This window comes from Chryseobacterium sp. MMO-72 (genome assembly GCF_037146035.1).
In the GTDB taxonomy this organism is placed as follows: Bacteria; Bacteroidota; Bacteroidia; order Flavobacteriales; family Weeksellaceae; genus Chryseobacterium; species Chryseobacterium indicum.
The window spans coordinates 534,446-551,865 of record NZ_JBBCWG010000002.1; the positions used below are offsets into that span (position 1 = coordinate 534,446).

The following is a 17,420-nucleotide window of genomic DNA, read 5'->3' on the forward strand; positions in this document are numbered from 1 at the left end:
GTAAACCTTTTTAAGTTGTATATCTAAACAGAAAATTACAGTAACAATGTTAAAGGACTTTCCAGATAAGTTTTTAAAGTCTGTAAGAACTGTGCTCCTGTAGCACCGTCTACGACTCTGTGATCGCAAGCCAATGAAAGCTTCATGATGTTTCCAACTACGATTTGTCCGTTTTTCACAACAGGTTTCTCGATGATGGCTCCTACAGAAAGGATCGCAGCATTTGGCTGATTGATGATGCTTGTAAATGTTTCGATTCCAAACATTCCCAGGTTTGAAATAGAGAAGGTAGAACCTTCCATTTCGTTCGCTTTAAGACCTTTGTTTTTCGCTCTTGAAGCCATATCTTTTACCGCAGCAGAAATCTGCGTGTAGTTCATCTGATCTGTATTCTTAAGAACAGGAACTACCAATCCGTCCGGAATTGCAACTGCTACCCCAATATTGATGTTTCCTCTGTGGATGATCTTATCTCCCGCCCAACTTGAATTTACCTGTGGATGTTTTCTTAAAGCAACAGCAGTCGCTTTAATAATCATATCATTGAAAGAAATTTTGGTATCAGGTAAAGAATTGATCTCTTTTCTTGCCTCGATAGCTTTATCCATGTTGATTTCAACCATCAGATAATAGTGAGGCGCAGAGAATTTACTTTCGGAAAGACGTTTTGCAATTACGTTTCTTACCTGTGAGTTTGGAGTTTCTGTATCTTCACCCTGTACGAAACTTAGCGCAACCTGAGCCGCCGCAGGACTTGCAGACGAAGCTGAAGCCGCTGGTTTAGCAGCAGAAGGCTGATAATTTTCGATATCTTTTTTAACAATTCTTCCGTTTTCTCCGGAACCCTGAATACTGTTGATATCAACTCCTTTATCCTGAGCCATTTTCTTCGCTAAAGGAGAAATGGCAACCCTGTCTGTAGAGGAATGATCCGCAGCCGGAGCCGCTTTTTCTTCTGCTTTAGCCTCGGTTTTTTGTTCAGCCGGTTTTTCTGATGATGAAGCAGCCGCTTTTGGAGCACCAACTCCTGAAACATCTGTTCCTTCAGGTCCGATAATTGCCAAAACGGAATCTACCGGAGCAGCACCTCCTTCTTCAACCCCCTGCTTCAACAATACTCCGTTGAATTCAGATTCGAAATCCTGAACGGCTTTATCTGTTTCTATTTCAGCAAGAAGATCACCTTCTTTTACAGTATCACCAACGTTTTTATGCCATTTTGCTACCTTACCTTCCGTCATTGTATCCGAAAGTCTTGGCATGGTAATCACTTCCACCCCTGCAGGAATTTCCGCAGAAGTCTGTTCCACACTGGTAGAACTGTTTTCAGTTTTAGATTCTTCTTCTGTTTTTTTCTCTTCAGAACCACCCTCAGCCGGAGCAGCTGCACCGCCTGTAAGTCCCGAAATATCTTCTCCTTCATTACCTATAATTGCAAGAACAGAATCTACCGCTGCTGCATTACCTTCTTCCACTCCGATATATAAAAGAGTTCCTTCCATTTCAGATTCAAAATCCTGAACCGCTTTATCTGTTTCAATTTCAGCTAAGATATCGCCTTCCTTTACTTTATCACCTACTTTTTTATGCCATTTTGCCACTTTCCCTTCCGTCATTGTATCGGAAAGACGTGGCATTGTAATTACTTCTGCCATAATTTTTTATAATTTGAAAATTTGGGATTTTAGACTTTGAAAATTAAAAAAGATATGATAATAAATCATTTTCAAATTTTCAAACTTTCAAACCGATTTATTATCTTTTAGTTTTCTAATTTATCTAAGAACGGATAGTCTTCCTGAGCATATACATACTCGTAGATTTTCTCTGCATCAGGATAAGGGGAATTTTCCATGAATTCTATGCACTCTTCCACGAAATCTCTGGATTTGTTATCCATCGCTTCCAATTCCTCTTCTGTTGCCCAGCTGTTAGCCAAAATTCTTTGTTTGATAAGCTCGATAGGATCATCATTTTTGTGAAGTGCAACTTCATCTTTAGATCTGTACGGCTCTGCATCAGACATAGAGTGTCCTCTGTAACGGTATGTTCTTGCTTCAATGAAAGTAGGTCCGTCTCCTCTTCTTGCTCTTTCAATTGCTTCATAAGCCGCTTCAGCCACTTTTTCAGGATCCATTGCATCTACTGCAAGACAAGGCATTTCGTAACCTAATCCTAATTTATAAATATCTTCGTGGTTTGCTGTTCTTTTAACAGAAGTTCCCATCGCATACTGATTATTTTCTACAACGAAAATTACAGGAAGCTTCCAGTTCATCGCCATGTTAAACGTTTCATGTAATGAACCCTGTCTAGCCGCTCCATCTCCGAAGAAACAGATATTCACCGCTTTTCTGTCGAAGTATTTGTCTGCAAAAGCAATACCTGCTCCCAAAGGAATCTGACCTCCTACAATACCGTGACCACCGTAAAATCTGTGCTCTTTGCTGAAAATGTGCATAGATCCGCCCATTCCTCCGGAAGTACCTGTAGCTTTACCACAAAGTTCCGCCATGATTCTTTTAGGATCCACTCCCATCGCCATTGGATGGATATGGCATCTGTAAGCAGTGATCATACTATCTTTAGTTAAATCCATTGCATGCGTAAAACCTGCAGGGATCGCCTCCTGACCGTTATACAAATGTAAAAAACCTCTGATTTTTTGTTTTAGATAAAGAGAACGGCATTTGTCTTCAAACCTTCTCCACATTGTCATATCTTCATACCACTTCAGGTATACCTCTTTAGAAAATTCTTTCATGTGTTGAGCTCTTGCTTATTTATTATGAAATAGTTGAGCAAAATTATAAAAAAAACTTCATTTTTATTGTATACATACCAATTGTTTTTTTGCTTATAGTATTATATTTACATCATCAAACGTTAACATGGAAGAAAAACAGCCTTTATTATTGCATAAAATATCAAGAGTTATTTCAGATTTTTTTAATCCTCTGTTGTCTTTATTTATATTTTTCGTCTACATGAGTTTTCTGAAATATACTCTTAAAGAATCCATTCTATCATTCCTTCCTATATTAATAATAGTTATTGCTCCCGTCATTATCTGGCTGATCTGGAATGTAAAAACGGGCAGATATACCAATATGGATGTTTCCAACAGAGTTCAGAGGAAAACCTTATACATTTTTATTGGAATTTGTGTAGTTTCCTATATAGCTTATCATTACTTCAGAAACGGGCAGATAGATTTTGTTATGCTTTTTATTCTGATATTGCTTTTCGCACTGCAGATCAGCAACTATTTCATAAAAAGCTCGATGCATACAGCATTTAATATATTTGTAGCCGCTTTATTTTTTGCACTGAATACCACAATGGGAATCATTTGGTTAGGCATTGCAACGCTCGTAGGAATTACAAGAATTATCCTGAAAAGACATACCCCAAAAGAGGTGTTCATGGGAGCCGGAATTGCTTTTATAGTATCTTTTCTTTACCTTTATTGCCATATTCAGTTTCAACATTAAGAATTTATATGAAAATCAATCATCTTACATCTGCGGAAGAAAATTTAATGAAGCTGTTCTGGAAGCTGGAATCATTTTATTTGAAGGATATTATGGAACAGCATCCTGAACCTAAACCCCATCAGAATACCGTTTCCACTTACCTTAAAATATTAGTTGAAAAAGGATACCTTTCTACAGAGAAAGAAGGAAGAATCTTTAAATATACCGCAATTGTACCACTGGAAGAATACCGCAAATTTTTATTGAGAGAACTTTCGCATAATTTTTTTGATAATTCGGGCAGGGAGATTTTAAATCTTTTGCTTCACGAAAATTTAATTTCTCAGGAAACTTTAAAAGAGTTAAATCCTTCCGCTGAGACCAAACCTTTAAAAGTAAAAGAAGAGTTTGAATATGCCAATGAAATTTTAAATCCTAAAAAGGACAAAAAGAAAGGCAAGGAAAAAGACAAAGAGAAGAAAAAGAAAAAAAAGAAGGAAAAAGAATAATTTTCTTAAAAAATTTCACAAAAAAAGCGGTTCCCTAAGAACCGCTATATTTTTTACCAACGTTTTCCACCGCCGTTTCCGCCACGATCTCCTCCGCCGTAGCCACCGCCACCGCTTCTGTTACCGCCGCCGTAGCCACCGCCACCTCTGTTGTTACCGCCGTAACCTCCGCCTCTGTTACCTCCACCGTTGTTGCTGAAAGTTCTTCTTGGCTTCTCTTCTCTTGGCTTAGCTTCTGAAACATTAAGAGTTTTTCCGTTGAAATCCTTCTGATTAAGAGCGTCAATAGCTTGTTGTCCTTCTGCGTCCTCCATTTCGATAAATCCGAAACCTCTGGAACGACCAGTTTCTTTATCTGTAATAATTTTTACAGAAGAAACTTCTCCAAATTCTGAAAATAAATCCTGCAACTCATAATCTTTAGTTGCGTAGTTGATGTTTGAAACAAAAATGTTCATCTTGATTAATAAAATTAAAATAAGTTAAAAATGATTTGGTTTATAAAAGAAAAACAACATAAAGAATGAACAAATATTGATTCCAGATATAATACGGGTGCAAGATACGATTATTAATTTCATATCAAAGCTTTTTTTGAAATTATTTTAATAAAATTTTCAATTAAAATATTATTTCGTTAAAAAGTATTAATTCATCATGAAATATTTATGAATAATCATTAAAGAGAACAACATTAATAAAATTATTGTAAATTGTGATATATCCATTATGGATAAAGTAAAATTCCTGATGCCTTAAAACAGCCATTTTTAACCGGACAAAATGAATATGAAACAGCATACAACCAATTACAAAAACACCTTCATTGAAGTTGCAGAAGACTGCCTGATTTCTGAAGCAAAAATCCCTCCTGAGAAAAAAGAAAAAACAATGGCTAATCTTCAGTACGAAATAATACTGAAGAATCCTTACAAATACACGTCGGATGATATTATTTTTGAATGCTATTCCATTAAAAATGACATTACAGAGCGTGAAAAATCCGCAGAAAGACAAAACTTTTTCTCCAAAGGTCAGCCTTGTCTCAGATGTTCCCCGTTAGCCAAAACTTATGGTTTTGGTATCCATCACAATAACGAAGGAAAAGTCGCAGTCTATCCTTTAAAAAGTGAAGACTATCAAAAATTTTTAAAAGATGACACTGTTACAAAAGTGAAAGCGATGCGTTCCAAAAGAAAATAATTGAGAATATAAATATCTTTCTTCGGAATCCTGAATGCAAATCTTTTGAAAAAGCCGGTTTTAAAAGCTAAATTTGTGCAGTAAAATTTCAGATATGAACTACCATACAAGAAAATGGGTAAAACCCGAAGACCTTAATCCCAATCAGTCTCTTTTCGGAGGAAGACTGCTGCAGTGGATTGATGAAGAAGCTGCATTATATGCTGTTATTCAGCTCGAAAACAAAAAAGTAGTTACCAAATTCATCTCAGAAATCAACTTTGTAAGTTCCGCCAAACAAGGCGACATTATCGAAATCGGCATCGAAGTTTCTGCGTTTGGTTCCACATCTCTTACTTTAAGATGCGAGGTTCGAAATAAAATGACGCATCAGACAATTATCACGGTAGATAAAATCGTTATGGTAAATCTCGACGAAAACGGAAATCCTGCCCCGCACGGAAAAACAAAAGTTGAATTTGTGAAAGACAGATTGAACAACCCAAGCTCCTTATGAAGATTTTCATAAAAAATATGGTCTGCGGAAGATGTATTTCTGCTGTAGAAGGAATTTTCACGGAGATGAATATCCCTTTGAAATCCATTGCACTCGGAGAAGCGGAAACACAAAAGGATATTTCCGGCGATGATATGGAAAAACTGGAAAATCTTCTCCTAAAAACAGGTTTTGAAAGAATTAAAGACTCTGCCCATCAGTTAATTGAGAAAATTAAAAATTTAATTATCGTAAAAATCAGCGAACTGGATATTGATGAAAATTTCCTTTTGTCTGAATTTTTGATCTCCAAACTGCATAAAGATTACAGCGTCCTTTCCAAAACTTTTTCTCACAACGAAAACATCACGCTCGAACAGTTTTTCATCCTTCAGAAAATCGAAAAAGTAAAGGAACTTCTTCTCTATAACGAATTTACGCTGACCGAAATTTCCGGTAAACTAGGGTATAAAAGTGTTCAGCATTTATCATCTCAATTCCGGAACAGCACCGGCTTCACTCCTACTGAATTTAAAAAACTGAAAATTCACAACAGAAAACCGCTGGATCAGATTTAAGTTGGAGGGTTTGAGAATTAGAGAGTTTTTTTGGGTTTAAAATCGCGCAGATCTATCACGTTAAGCAGATGCTTGTGTAAATTTCTCTTGTATTTAAATTAAAAAAGAAACTGCGTAATCTGCCAAATCTGCGATAGAAATTAAAAAAAACACTCTTACCCTAAAACACAAAAACCCTCCCACTCATAAGACAGAATTCTGTAAACATTATCCTTAAAATTATAACAGGCTTCTGATTGCTTTTTGGAAATTTGTATCATAAATCAGAAGGATCATGCAAAAACAATATACAATTCATGGAATGACCTGTTCCGGATGCCAGAAAAAGATTTCTGAAAAGCTGAACAGTTTAGAAAATATAAAAGCTGATATAAATCTCGAAAATAATACAGCAACCATTATCTCCGACAAAGAATTTGAAATCAATACTTTAAATAAAGTACTCGAAGAAATCGGTAACTACAAACTGGAAGATCCGGACAATCCTGAAAAAACCTTCATTAAACCACAGGACAGAGTTTCTCCGTCTTCGGTTTACTATTGCCCAATGGAATGTGAAGGCGATAAAGTTTATTTTCAACAGGGAAAAAGATGTCCTGTCTGCAATATGTATCTGGTTCCTATTGAGGAAAAGCACGCAAAAGATCCTAATTTTAAACCAGCTTATTCCCAAACAAATCTACCTGAAAATTTCAAAGACAATATCGGAAAATACTACTGTCCGATGTTCTGCGAAAGCGATAAAATTTATCCTGAAAAGGGAGACTGCCCTATTTGCAATATGCATCTGGAAGAAATTACAGAAGATTTAGTTAAAAATTCCACTTCAAATTCGCATCAACATTCTCACGATCACCCCCATCATCATGAAGTTCCGGAAGTAACCACTGATATGGCAGGAAAATACTATTGTCCGATGTATTGTGAAGGCGATAAAGTCTACGACAGCAATGTCGGGTGTCCCGTTTGCGGAATGGATCTCGTAAAATATCCTGAGAAAAAAGCGGCAAAATACACCTGTCCGATGCATCCTGAAATCATTCGTAACGAACCGGGAGAATGCCCGATCTGCGGAATGGATCTCGTAAGAATGCCCGATAAAAACGAAGAAGAAGATGAAACCTACAATGTCTTAAAAAAGAAATTCATCATTTCACTGGCTTTTACCATTCCTGTTTTCATTCTTTCGATGGGCGGAATGTTTTTTGATTTTCCTTTTTCCCATCAAATTCAGGGAATTTTTGAATTGATTTTAACGCTTCCTGTCATTTTTTATTCAGGTTGGTTTTTAATGAAAAGAGGATTTGTTTCTTTCAAAACAGGGAACTTAAATATGTTCAGCCTGATTGTTCTGGGAGTTGCAGCCGCATTTATTTTCAGCATTGTCGCTTTGATTTTCCCGGATATAATTCCGCATGAAATCCGTGGCAGCCATCATGAAATTCCTTTATATTTCGAAGCGGTCTGTGTTATTTTAACGCTGGTTATTTTGGGACAGCTAATGGAAGCTGCGGCGCACAAAAAAACAGGAAATGCCATCCGTGAACTGATGAACTTATCTCCTGATGAAGCCAATCTTATCGTTAACGGAGAAGAGAAAAAAGTACTGCTTTCACAGGTGAAAATCGGCGATTTATTAAAAGTAAAACCCGGGGAGAAAATTCCGGTAGACGGAAAAATAACGGAAGGAAGTTCTGTAGTTGATGAAAGTATGATTACCGGAGAGCCGATTCCTGTTGAGAAAAATGTTCATGATAAAGTTTCTTCAGGAACCATCAACGGAAATCATGTTTTCATCATGAAAGCGGAAAAAGTCGGCGATGAAACTCTGCTTTCCCAAATTATCAAGATGGTTAACGAAGCGAGCCGAAGCAAAGCCCCGATTCAGAAACTCACAGATAAAGTTTCTAAAATATTTGTTCCGACGGTCATTTTCATTGCGGTTTTAACGTTTGTTTTATGGCAGTTTTTCGGTCCGGAAGGTCAGAAAACCCTCTTTGCTTTTGTGAATGCAGTGGCAGTTTTAATTGTAGCCTGTCCATGTGCCTTAGGTTTGGCAACACCAATGTCTCTGATGGTGGGAATAGGTAAAGGCGCAAAAAACGGAATTTTAATTAAAAATGCTGAAGCCCTTGAACAGATGGATAAGGTAAATGTGCTGATTACCGATAAAACAGGAACTTTAACCGAAGGGAAACCATCCTTAGAACATGTTGAAACAGTTGATAAAGACGAAAAATTCATTTTAAAATTAGCCTATTCATTAAATCAGAATTCGGAACATCCGCTTTCAAATGCAGTGATTAAAAAGGCAAAAGCTGAAAGTATAACTCCTGAAAAAGTAGAAAAATTTGAAAATATTTCCGGAAAAGGAATCAAAGGAAACATCAACGGAAAAACAATTTTCCTTGGAAACGAAAGTCTTTTAACCTCGCATCAGATTTCTCTTCCTCAAAATATAAAACAAAAGGCGGAAGAAATTCAGTCAAAAGCGTACACCATTTCTTATGTCGCTCAGGAAAACGAAGTTTTAGGATTTATCAGTTTTACCGATAAAATTAAAGAAAGTTCTAAAAAAGCAGTTCAGCAGTTATTAAATGAAGGAATTGACATTATTATGATGACCGGAGACAATGAAAATACCGCAAAAGCCGTTGCAAACGAATTGGGTATCCGACATTTTAAAGCAAACTGTCTTCCTGAAGATAAATTAAATGAAGTAAAAAAACTTCAGAAACAAGGGAAAATTGTAGCGATGACCGGCGACGGAATCAACGACTCTCCTGCTTTAGCTCAGGCAAACATCGGAATTGCGATGGGAACAGGAACCGATGTTGCCATCGAAAGTGCAGAAATTACTTTGCTGAAAGGTGATATTTTAGGCGTTGCAAGAGCAAAGCTGTTAAGTGAAAAACTACTGAAAAATATTAAAGAGAATCTGTTTTTTGCTTTTATATACAATGTTTTGGGCGTTCCCGTTGCGGCAGGATTATTGTATCCGTTTTTTGGAATCCTGTTATCTCCTATGATTGCAGCCGCGGCAATGAGTTTTAGTTCTCTTTCTGTAATTTTAAACTCTTTGCGACTGAATTCGGTGGATCTGGATATTGAATAAATTTTTCTCGCAGATTTGGAGACTAAAATCACTGATTATCAACAAAAAAAAGATCACAATAGCTTCTAAAAAATTTTGATTTTTATTCTTTTGAGAAATTTAAAAATTCTAATAATCGCTGTATAATTGTCTTTTGCAACTTTTGCGGTTAATTCTGAAATTAGTTTAAACAGGTCTCATTAATAAACATAAATAATTACAGTACAATCAAATTTGCGAGAGTAATAAAGCAACAATATGAAAAAAGAAAATTTATATATCGGCTGTTCCGGATTTTACAATAACGATTGGAAGGGTTCATTATATCCGGAAGATTCGAAAAGTAAAGACTTTCTAATCCTTTATTCAAAGGAATTTAACTGTGTGGAAATTAATTCTACTTTTTACAGAAAACCTACTGCAAAAACGTTGTTGAAATGGTATGACGAAACTCCCGGTGATTTTAAGTTTTTTATTAAAATTCCGAAAACCATTTCCCATGAAAAGCGACTGAAAGACTGTAAAGAAGAAATTGCGGAATTCTGTCATCATATTGAATCTCATCTGAAGGAAAAACTGTCCGGATTTCTGTATCAGTTTCCTCCATCTTTTAAAAATACTCAGAAAAATACTGATTTAATGCTTAACAATCTTCATTTTAATTATCTGAATGTCATAGAATTCCGCCACGAATCGTGGTGGAATGAAGAAGTGTTTAGAATTTTGAAGGAAAACAAGGTCATTTTTTCAGGTGTGAGTTTCCCCGGAAATTTGCCGGAAGATGTTAATCATCAATAATCCTGAAATTTTATATTATCGGCTTCACGGAAAACCTGTACTTTACAAATCTGAATACAGCAATGAATTTATTGAAAATTTAGCTGAAAAGATTAAAAATTCACAACATAAATCCTTTATCTTTTTCAATAATACGTGGGGAACTGCTGCCATTAAAAATTCACTGTATTTAAAGAAGATTCTGGACTAAAAATATTTTATTAAAATAAACTTAGAAAGTCAAAAACAAGTGAAATTTGGCGTAATTTTTGTTAAGAATAATTTGGGAAAATTAACAATTTTTAACAACAAAATTCCATTAAATTTTATGACAAAAACTTTTGCGGAAAAGTCTAGAAACAAGACTTTTCTAGGGATGTTTGCATTGGTGAGTGCAACTTCAATCTTATTAAACAGCTGTAATCAAAAAAAAGACAAGAAAGAATCTGAAAAACTGATTCCGAAAGACCATCCCGTCGCAAAAATTGTCCCCAAACTTGATGATGAAAATGTTCCTTCAGATAAAAGAGTAATTTATCTGACCTTTGATGACGGTCCCAATCGGGGAACCGAAAATCTTCTTAAAATTTTACACAAAAGAAATATCTGCGCCACTGCATTTCTTGTAGGCAAACACGCTTACGGAAGCAAAAAGCAACGGGAAGATCTGGAACTGTTAAGAAAAGATCATTTAATAGAACTTGCGAATCACAGTTTCACGCACGCGCACAACAAATACACCGATTTTTACAAAAATCCGGCGGGTGTTGTTGAAGATTTCAATGCGGCAAAAGACAGTCTGAAACTGTATGATAAAATCGCGAGAACTCCCGGAAGAAACATCTGGAGACTGAATAACATTACCGTAACAGATCTTAAAAGTTCTACCGAAGCCGCAGATAAACTAAAACAGGCTGGTTACAAAGTAATCGGTTGGGATCTTGAGTGGAAACCGACCAGTAAAATGGCATTAAAAGGGAAACATGAAGAAATGCTGAGAAAAGTAGACAGTATTTTCTTTAATGATCTTGAAAAAACTTCAAGACATCTGGTTTTTCTTACGCATGACCAGTATTTAACCGATGCAGATTCTATAAATGAGCTCGATCTTTTTATTGAAAAGCTCCAGAAAAGCAACCGTTTTGTTTTCAGAAAAATATCGGAATATCCTAAAATTAATGAGGTTTTGAATTAAATTTAATATACATTTTAAACCATTGTGTTTGTCATTCTGACGAAGGAAGAATCTAAGTTATGGTATTGGAGATTCTTCACTCCACTTCGTTTCGATCAGAATGACAAACACATTTTTTTAACTCAAAAACAAATATCTCATAACTAAAAATTTCAATATTCATTAGCTTTTCGTCTTTAAAATTCGGAAATTTGCCATTATGAGTATTCAGGAAAATTACAATCATATTAAAAGCCAGCTTCCTTCTGATGTGCAGTTGGTTGCTGTTTCAAAAACACATCCTGTTTCGGCGATTCAGGAAGTTTATGATTTGGGACAGAGAGTTTTTGGTGAAAATAAAGTGCAGGAAGTCACAAAAAAGTACCCTCTCCTTCCCAAAGATATTCAGTGGCATCTGATCGGGCATCTTCAGACAAATAAAGTAAAATATATTGCAGAATTTGTAGATACGATCCAAAGCGTAGATTCTGAAAAGCTGATCCGTGAGATCAATAAAGAAGCGGCAAAGCACAACCGGATTATTAAATTATTGCTTCAGGTGAAAATTGCGGAGGAAGAAAGTAAATTCGGACTCGATATCAATGAAGCCAAAGATTTGTTTGAACAATACTTAAGCGGAGAATTTCAGAATATTGAAATTACCGGATTGATGGGAATGGCAACTTTCACGGACGATAAAGATCAGGTAAAGAAGGAATTTTTAAACCTGAAAAATCTTTTTGATGAATTAAATCAATTAAAAAAGCTCGAAACATTATCAATGGGAATGAGTGACGATTTTCCGATCGCCATTGAATGTGGTGCCAATTCCGTAAGAGTGGGATCGGCGATTTTCGGGAGAAGAGATTATTCTAATTAGACGATTAGGTATAGTTTTTGCTAATAATTCAATCAAAAAAATCTAAATTTGCAACTATGCAAAAAATCCTTATTGTAGAAGACGAAAAAGCAATCTCAGGAGTACTCCACAGTATTCTTTCTGACGAACTAACCGACTATGAATTTGTAATCGCCGAAGACGGACTTGAAGGCTATAAACAGGTAGAAAAAGAAGATTTCGCACTGGTGATTTCCGATATTAAAATGCCTAAACTTTCAGGTACTGAACTTTTAAAGCAAAGTTTAGCACTGAAGCCGGAATCCACTTTTATTATGATTTCCGGACACGCAGATATTGATTCTGCGGTTTCATGCCTTAGAGACGGTGCTTACGATTTCATTTCCAAGCCAATCGACATCAACAGACTGATTACGAGCGTAAAAAATGCTTTAGCCAAAGAAACACTGAAGAAAGAAAATAAAAATCTTCAGACAGAAAATAAAACGCTGAAGAAAAAGGTAAATAAAAAATACCAGATGATCGGCGAATCGGCAGGCTTGAAGAAAATTCAGGATATGATCGAAAAGGTTGCTGTTTCTGATGCAAGGGTTTTAATTACAGGACCAAACGGAGCCGGAAAAGAGCTTGTTGCACATGCGATTCATAATCAAAGCGACAGAGCGAGAGGTCCGATGGTAGAAGTTAACTGTGCGGCGATTCCTTCTGAACTGATTGAATCTGAATTATTCGGTCACGTAAAGGGATCTTTTACAGGGGCTATTAAGGATAAGCAGGGGAAATTTGAGCAGGCAAACGGTGGAACAATTTTCCTCGACGAGATCGGAGATATGAGCCTAATTGCTCAGGCAAAAGTGTTGAGAGCATTACAGGAAAGCAAAGTTTCGCCTGTAGGAAGCGATAAGGAAATTAAGGTGGATGTAAGAGTTCTTGCAGCAACCAATAAAAATATGCAGAAGGAAATTGAAGTGGGAAGATTTAGGGAAGATCTTTACCACAGACTTTCTGTGATTGAAATCTACGTTCCGCCATTGGATGAAAGAAAAGAAGACATCAGGTTACTGGTTGAGCATTTCTCCGGAATGATTGCCGATGAACACGGTACTGCTGTAAAGAAATTCGATGATAAAGCGATTGAAGCTTTAAAAGCACTTTCATGGACAGGAAATATCAGAGAATTAAGAAACGTTGTGGAAAGATTGATTATTTTAGGAGGAAACACAGTTTCTGCCGAAGACGTTGCAAGTTTTGTAAGGAAGTAATATAATGGTTACTTTAAAATAAATTATGAAAATTGCAGTATCATTTGTTACTGCAATTTTTTTTGAATAAAAACTATATGAATTGTAAACAATTATGAACTTTTTGAATAAAAACTATACGAAAGAATGCCTTACTCTGGCTCTTCCTGTGATGTTGACGCAGGTTGGGCAGGTTTCGGTGAATCTTTTTGATAATATTATTGTAGGAAATCTTCTGGGAGCCGATGCTCTGGCTTCAGTTTCATTGGGAAATGCTGTGTTTTTCTCGATGTTTGTATTGGCTTTGGGATTTTCTTTTGCCATTCCGCCTTTGGTTTCGGAGGCGCACTCGAAGCATGACCACAAAACGATCAATTCCGTTTTCAGTCATGGCTTTATCATCAATATGACGGTGGGAATTTTGCTGATGGCAATTTTACTTTTAGGAATGCCGCTGCTTTACAAATCCGGACAGCCGGAGAAGATCATTCCGGATACGGTTGATTTTTTAACGATTATGGCAATCAGTATTGTTCCGTTTATGGCTTTTCAGACACTGAGAGAAGTTTCGGAAGGGCTTTCTTACACCATTGGAGTTACTAAAGCGACCATTATTGCCAATGTCATTAATATTGTTTTAAATTATGTTTTCATTAAAGGTCTTTGGATTTTTCCTGAAATGGGGGTAAAAGGTTCTGCCCTTGCAAGTTTAATCGCCAGAATTTTTATGGTGGTTTTTCTGTATTTTGTGCTTTCGAATGAGAAAAAAACGAAACAGTACATCAAAGATTTTTCATTAAAAATTGAAGTTTTTTCAAAGAAAATGTTTGAAAAGATGATCAGACTCGGTTTTCCGACGGCTTTACAGATGTTCTTTGAAGTGACTGCTTTTGCGGGAGCCGCTTTTATCTGCGGGCTAATTTCGGCACACGACATTGCTTCTCATCAGATTGCCTTAAGCATGGCTTCTTTTACCTTTAATTTATGCATCGGTTTCAGTGTGGCTTCAACGGTGATGATCGGGAGAAAACTGGGAGAACAGAATTTTGTTGAATTAAGAAAGGTAGGAATCAACAATCTGAAAATTGCGTTTATTTTTATGTGCATCTGCGGAATTGTCTTCATTTTGGGACGAAATATTCTTCCAACATTCTTTACCAAAAAAGAAGAGATTGAAGTTATTGCTTTAGCTTCCAAATTAATGATTATCGCTGCGTTGTTCCAGTTATCAGATGGAATTCAGGTGACAGCTTTGGGAATGTTGAGAGGTTTACAGGATGTAAAAATTCCTTCTATTTACACGTTTATTGCATATTGGGTTATCACAATTCCTTTAGGATATTTCCTTTGTGTAAAGATGGAAATGGGTGCTTTCGGAATGTGGATCGCTTTAGGATTGGGATTAACGGTTTCCGCTGTAATGCTGGTCAAACGGTTTTTGAATATGTCTGCAAAGAGAATTAAGCAGAATTTGTAATAGGAAAGCGATCTTTTGGGATCGCTTTTTTATTTAAATTTGTTTTTAAGAATATTATTTTAAATGGAATTGACAAACCGCGACCTGAGAAGACATTTATTATTTTTTGATCCTGCTTTTTCAAGACTGGAAAATATTCTTGGAGGCTTAGATAATGGCATTAAACATCTTTATAATTCTGAATTATGTATTGATTGGTACGGTACAATGGATGAAAAACATGAATGTGAAACTATTTACAGATTGGCTATTCTGGCTTTTGAAACTTATATTACTTCAAGCGCTGTTTCCTTGTGTAAGGAGAATGAAAATCCTCAGCAGTTTTACGACCTTTCATCATAAATTATTTTAATTTCAGCTCTCGCAAATTATCTTACTTCTACAACAAAAAATTATGATACCATTTTTGAGAAATATTCTTTAGAAATTAATAATTATCCTCTTTACAATGGAATCAAGATTTTAAATAACGAAAGAGATTTACTTCAGATTGGTAAAATTTTGAAATCGTGGAGAAATCAAATTGTATATATTCAATATCCTAGCCCCGATTGAACGGCATGTCTGAGCTCTTTTTAGTTTTCGGCGGCAGCGAAGCTGCCGCCGAAAACTAAAAAGCGAGTAGTGAAAGCGGGAAAAAGCTCCTAAAAAATAAACTTTTTAAGATGGCTTTGCTCCTGACAAGAACAAACTACCCTACCCTTTTTCCCAAAATCACTAAAGTTCTTTCAACGCCGTCCAAAACTGCTACATTCGGAAAAACGCCCCAGTCTTCAAAACCAAAGTGTCGGAATAATTTCAGGCTGGGTTCATTATGTAAAAAGATGAATCCCAATAGTGTTTTTACTTCAAATTTTGGTGCGTTATCAATGCAGTATTGCAGTACTTTTTTTCCGTAGCCTTTTCCGCGCGAGCTTTCGTTCATGTAAATGCTGAGTTCCACGGTTCCGTTGTACGCAGGTCTTCCGTAAAATGATGAAAAACTAACCCAGCCTAAAACTTCGTTCTGTTCATTTTCAATGATCCAGAGTGGTCTTTTTTCAGGATTGTGGTCATGAAACCATTCGATTCTGCTTTCTACAGAGATATTTTCAGTATCGGCGGTCACCATTCTCGAAGGAATGGTTGAGTTGTAAATTTCTACAATTTTGGGTAAATCTTTCAGTTCAGCATTACTGAATTTCAGTTCTTCCATTGATTTCAGCATATTTCTGCAAAGATAAAAGAAGCGTTTAAATCTGTTGAATTTATTCTTCAGAATTATTCTCCTGAAGCTCTTCCAAAGCCCGGTTCAGGCTTTCCACAGTAGTTCCGAGATAGGTTGCCATGTCTTCTTTTGAAATTTCCATTTCTCTGGATTTTACTTCCAACAATTGAGAAAGTGTATGTTCTGTTTTGTGAAGCTGCTGATAAGAAGCGCGGCTTGAAGTATTGAAAATGCGCTCTGCAAAAACATCCAACAATAAATTATTGAGGGTAAGATCTTTTTTGATCAATGCCTGAAAATAGGGAATCGACATGGAATATACCGTAACTTCCGTAATTGCTTCAATGCTGCAGATACAGGGAACGTTTTTGATGACTTCGATTTCACCGATGATCTCTCCTTTTCCCATAAATTCCACAATATATTCTTTCCCGCTTTCTTCCACGAAATAGCATTTGGTGATGCCGCTTTTAACGAGCATGATCTTTGTGGAGATCTGATTTTGAATTAATATTTTATCACCTTTTTCAAAAGATTCTAAAACAATATTCCCTTTATGTTCTTCACTGCTGTACAGTCCTTCAAGGTAGTCTAAAAATGTCTGATTGGTTCTTAACATATTTTTTCGGAATCAATGTTCCTGTTTTTTTTTATTTTTTACTGAATTTTGCGGGCTGAAAATTACAAAAACTAAAGTAAACACAATATGAATAATGTAAGTAATCAAATTGTTTTTTGATGTTCCGGTAAAGTCTGCCTGAATCTAATTATCTGTAATTCTTAGCATTATTTTTCTTAACATATTCTCAGATTGATTTTAAATCTGCATTATCAGCGAGAAATAAATATAATACAAAATGAAAACAGCTTTTTAAAACAAATTTTACATGATTTTCTGAAAGTTTATCAGTTCTAAATTATCTTTCCAACCACCAGATTCCATCATAGAAATAATAATCATCTTTTTAAACTCTTCAAATTGTGTTGTTTCACCCTTCACGACAGCATTTTTCCACGGACTTTTGTGTTCCGGAATGAAATACTGTACCGCAAATACTTCGTGAGATTCTGATTTAAATCCTATAATTTCAACATAATGTCTATCCTCTTCATCGTTATTGAATAAAAGCAAATGTGCATGTGAAGTCAAACCATAAATGAACGTATCTTTAAAAGTATTATTCATAAAATCCAAAATTTTAAGCATCGGAATTCCTGCATTTCCAAATGTATCCCCCGGTTTGGGAAGAAATTCTTTATAAAAATCCTGAAGCGACTGTCTGCTTTGTTCTGAACGTCTTACGATTGGCATTTGAATTTTTTGACAAAGAAAATAAAAACCCGTCCAAA

At 35.9% G+C, this 17,420-nt stretch carries 19 protein-coding genes; 13 read left to right on the forward strand and 6 right to left on the reverse strand.

Annotated features, from left to right (window positions below; genetic code table 11):
* Positions 1 to 35 precede the first annotated feature (35 nt).
* Complete coding sequence (locus tag WFH39_RS05010; protein WP_336689038.1) at positions 36 to 1,655, reverse strand: 2-oxo acid dehydrogenase subunit E2; 1,620 nt, start codon at positions 1,653 to 1,655, stop codon at positions 36 to 38.
* Positions 1,656 to 1,762: 107 nt separating this feature from the next.
* Positions 1,763 to 2,764, reverse strand: a complete 1,002-nt coding sequence (pdhA, locus tag WFH39_RS05015; RefSeq protein ID WP_076390342.1) for a pyruvate dehydrogenase (acetyl-transferring) E1 component subunit alpha — start codon at positions 2,762 to 2,764, stop codon at positions 1,763 to 1,765.
* A 127-nt stretch (positions 2,765 to 2,891) separates the two neighbouring features.
* Between pdhA and WFH39_RS05020 the strand changes: the two genes are divergently transcribed.
* The gene (locus WFH39_RS05020; protein ID WP_336689039.1) at positions 2,892 to 3,494 is read left to right on the forward strand and encodes a phosphatase PAP2 family protein; all 603 of its coding nucleotides are present in this window, start codon (positions 2,892 to 2,894) and stop codon (positions 3,492 to 3,494) included.
* Positions 3,495 to 3,502: 8 nt separating this feature from the next.
* Positions 3,503 to 3,985: a BlaI/MecI/CopY family transcriptional regulator gene (locus WFH39_RS05025; RefSeq protein WP_336689040.1), complete on the forward strand. Its 483-nt coding sequence runs from the start codon at positions 3,503 to 3,505 to the stop codon at positions 3,983 to 3,985.
* A gap of 53 nt (positions 3,986 to 4,038) precedes the next feature.
* Here WFH39_RS05025 and WFH39_RS05030 read toward each other — a convergent pair whose 3' ends face one another.
* Positions 4,039 to 4,443, reverse strand: a complete 405-nt coding sequence (locus tag WFH39_RS05030) for an RNA recognition motif domain-containing protein (protein ID WP_214589653.1) — start codon at positions 4,441 to 4,443, stop codon at positions 4,039 to 4,041.
* Between the two features lie 331 nt (positions 4,444 to 4,774).
* Here WFH39_RS05030 and WFH39_RS05035 point away from each other — a divergent pair, with 331 nt between their 5' ends.
* From WFH39_RS05035 to WFH39_RS05085, 11 genes are all read left to right on the forward strand, one after another.
* Positions 4,775 to 5,188 carry a DUF6157 family protein gene (locus WFH39_RS05035; protein WP_336689041.1) on the forward strand — a complete coding sequence of 138 codons (414 nt, stop codon included), beginning with the start codon at positions 4,775 to 4,777 and terminating at the stop codon, positions 5,186 to 5,188.
* Positions 5,189 to 5,282: 94 nt separating this feature from the next.
* Entirely contained in the window at positions 5,283 to 5,684 is a 402-nt protein-coding gene (locus tag WFH39_RS05040) for an acyl-CoA thioesterase (RefSeq protein WP_336689042.1), read from the forward strand.
* The gene (locus tag WFH39_RS05045; protein WP_336689043.1) at positions 5,681 to 6,241 is read left to right on the forward strand and encodes a helix-turn-helix domain-containing protein; all 561 of its coding nucleotides are present in this window, start codon (positions 5,681 to 5,683) and stop codon (positions 6,239 to 6,241) included. Before WFH39_RS05040 ends, WFH39_RS05045 begins: the two co-directional genes overlap by 4 nt.
* Positions 6,242 to 6,515: 274 nt before the next feature.
* Positions 6,516 to 9,356 (forward strand): heavy metal translocating P-type ATPase, encoded by a 2,841-nt coding sequence (locus WFH39_RS05050; protein ID WP_336689044.1) that lies wholly within the window; start codon positions 6,516 to 6,518, stop codon positions 9,354 to 9,356.
* A 237-nt stretch (positions 9,357 to 9,593) separates the two neighbouring features.
* Positions 9,594 to 10,133, forward strand: a complete 540-nt coding sequence (locus WFH39_RS05055) for a DUF72 domain-containing protein (RefSeq protein WP_336689045.1) — start codon at positions 9,594 to 9,596, stop codon at positions 10,131 to 10,133.
* The gene (locus WFH39_RS05060; protein ID WP_336689046.1) at positions 10,117 to 10,323 is read left to right on the forward strand and encodes a DUF72 domain-containing protein; all 207 of its coding nucleotides are present in this window, start codon (positions 10,117 to 10,119) and stop codon (positions 10,321 to 10,323) included. The genes WFH39_RS05055 and WFH39_RS05060 overlap by 17 nt, the downstream gene beginning before the upstream one ends.
* Before the next feature lie 117 nt (positions 10,324 to 10,440).
* The gene (locus tag WFH39_RS05065) at positions 10,441 to 11,307 is read left to right on the forward strand and encodes a polysaccharide deacetylase family protein (protein ID WP_336689047.1); all 867 of its coding nucleotides are present in this window, start codon (positions 10,441 to 10,443) and stop codon (positions 11,305 to 11,307) included.
* 199 nt (positions 11,308 to 11,506) lie between these two features.
* Positions 11,507 to 12,166: a YggS family pyridoxal phosphate-dependent enzyme gene (locus WFH39_RS05070; protein ID WP_336689048.1), complete on the forward strand. Its 660-nt coding sequence runs from the start codon at positions 11,507 to 11,509 to the stop codon at positions 12,164 to 12,166.
* 56 nt (positions 12,167 to 12,222) lie between these two features.
* Positions 12,223 to 13,407, forward strand: a complete 1,185-nt coding sequence (locus tag WFH39_RS05075) for a sigma-54-dependent transcriptional regulator (protein WP_336689049.1) — start codon at positions 12,223 to 12,225, stop codon at positions 13,405 to 13,407.
* A 94-nt stretch (positions 13,408 to 13,501) separates the two neighbouring features.
* Positions 13,502 to 14,863: an MATE family efflux transporter gene (locus tag WFH39_RS05080; protein WP_336689050.1), complete on the forward strand. Its 1,362-nt coding sequence runs from the start codon at positions 13,502 to 13,504 to the stop codon at positions 14,861 to 14,863.
* A 63-nt stretch (positions 14,864 to 14,926) separates the two neighbouring features.
* Positions 14,927 to 15,205, forward strand: a complete 279-nt coding sequence (locus tag WFH39_RS05085; RefSeq protein ID WP_336689051.1) for a hypothetical protein — start codon at positions 14,927 to 14,929, stop codon at positions 15,203 to 15,205.
* 349 nt (positions 15,206 to 15,554) lie between these two features.
* Here WFH39_RS05085 and WFH39_RS05090 read toward each other — a convergent pair whose 3' ends face one another.
* The 3 genes from WFH39_RS05090 to WFH39_RS05100 form a co-directional block, all read right to left on the reverse strand.
* On the reverse strand, positions 15,555 to 16,070 hold the full coding sequence (locus WFH39_RS05090; RefSeq protein ID WP_336689052.1) for a GNAT family N-acetyltransferase: 516 nt from the start codon (positions 16,068 to 16,070) through the stop codon (positions 15,555 to 15,557).
* 40 nt (positions 16,071 to 16,110) lie between these two features.
* Complete coding sequence (locus WFH39_RS05095) at positions 16,111 to 16,689, reverse strand: Crp/Fnr family transcriptional regulator (RefSeq protein ID WP_336689053.1); 579 nt, start codon at positions 16,687 to 16,689, stop codon at positions 16,111 to 16,113.
* A 264-nt stretch (positions 16,690 to 16,953) separates the two neighbouring features.
* Positions 16,954 to 17,420 (reverse strand): hypothetical protein (locus WFH39_RS05100; RefSeq protein WP_336689054.1); only part of this gene is annotated, 467 nt, incomplete at its 5' end.

Bases quoted from the DNA above. Each gene is read 5' to 3' on its own strand.
- WFH39_RS05010 (WP_336689038.1), bottom strand. From the start codon at position 1,655: ATGGCAGAAGTAATTACAATGCCACGTCTTTCCGATACAATGACGGAA.
- pdhA (WP_076390342.1), bottom strand. From the start codon at position 2,764: ATGAAAGAATTTTCTAAAGAGGTATACCTGAAGTGGTATGAAGATATG.
- WFH39_RS05020 (WP_336689039.1), top strand. From the start codon at position 2,892: ATGGAAGAAAAACAGCCTTTATTATTGCATAAAATATCAAGAGTTATT.
- WFH39_RS05025 (WP_336689040.1), top strand. From the start codon at position 3,503: ATGAAAATCAATCATCTTACATCTGCGGAAGAAAATTTAATGAAGCTG.
- WFH39_RS05030 (WP_214589653.1), bottom strand. From the start codon at position 4,443: ATGAACATTTTTGTTTCAAACATCAACTACGCAACTAAAGATTATGAG.
- WFH39_RS05035 (WP_336689041.1), top strand. From the start codon at position 4,775: ATGAAACAGCATACAACCAATTACAAAAACACCTTCATTGAAGTTGCA.
- WFH39_RS05040 (WP_336689042.1), top strand. From the start codon at position 5,283: ATGAACTACCATACAAGAAAATGGGTAAAACCCGAAGACCTTAATCCC.
- WFH39_RS05045 (WP_336689043.1), top strand. From the start codon at position 5,681: ATGAAGATTTTCATAAAAAATATGGTCTGCGGAAGATGTATTTCTGCT.
- WFH39_RS05050 (WP_336689044.1), top strand. From the start codon at position 6,516: ATGCAAAAACAATATACAATTCATGGAATGACCTGTTCCGGATGCCAG.
- WFH39_RS05055 (WP_336689045.1), top strand. From the start codon at position 9,594: ATGAAAAAAGAAAATTTATATATCGGCTGTTCCGGATTTTACAATAAC.
- WFH39_RS05060 (WP_336689046.1), top strand. From the start codon at position 10,117: ATGTTAATCATCAATAATCCTGAAATTTTATATTATCGGCTTCACGGA.
- WFH39_RS05065 (WP_336689047.1), top strand. From the start codon at position 10,441: ATGACAAAAACTTTTGCGGAAAAGTCTAGAAACAAGACTTTTCTAGGG.
- WFH39_RS05070 (WP_336689048.1), top strand. From the start codon at position 11,507: ATGAGTATTCAGGAAAATTACAATCATATTAAAAGCCAGCTTCCTTCT.
- WFH39_RS05075 (WP_336689049.1), top strand. From the start codon at position 12,223: ATGCAAAAAATCCTTATTGTAGAAGACGAAAAAGCAATCTCAGGAGTA.
- WFH39_RS05080 (WP_336689050.1), top strand. From the start codon at position 13,502: ATGAACTTTTTGAATAAAAACTATACGAAAGAATGCCTTACTCTGGCT.
- WFH39_RS05085 (WP_336689051.1), top strand. From the start codon at position 14,927: ATGGAATTGACAAACCGCGACCTGAGAAGACATTTATTATTTTTTGAT.
- WFH39_RS05090 (WP_336689052.1), bottom strand. From the start codon at position 16,070: ATGCTGAAATCAATGGAAGAACTGAAATTCAGTAATGCTGAACTGAAA.
- WFH39_RS05095 (WP_336689053.1), bottom strand. From the start codon at position 16,689: ATGTTAAGAACCAATCAGACATTTTTAGACTACCTTGAAGGACTGTAC.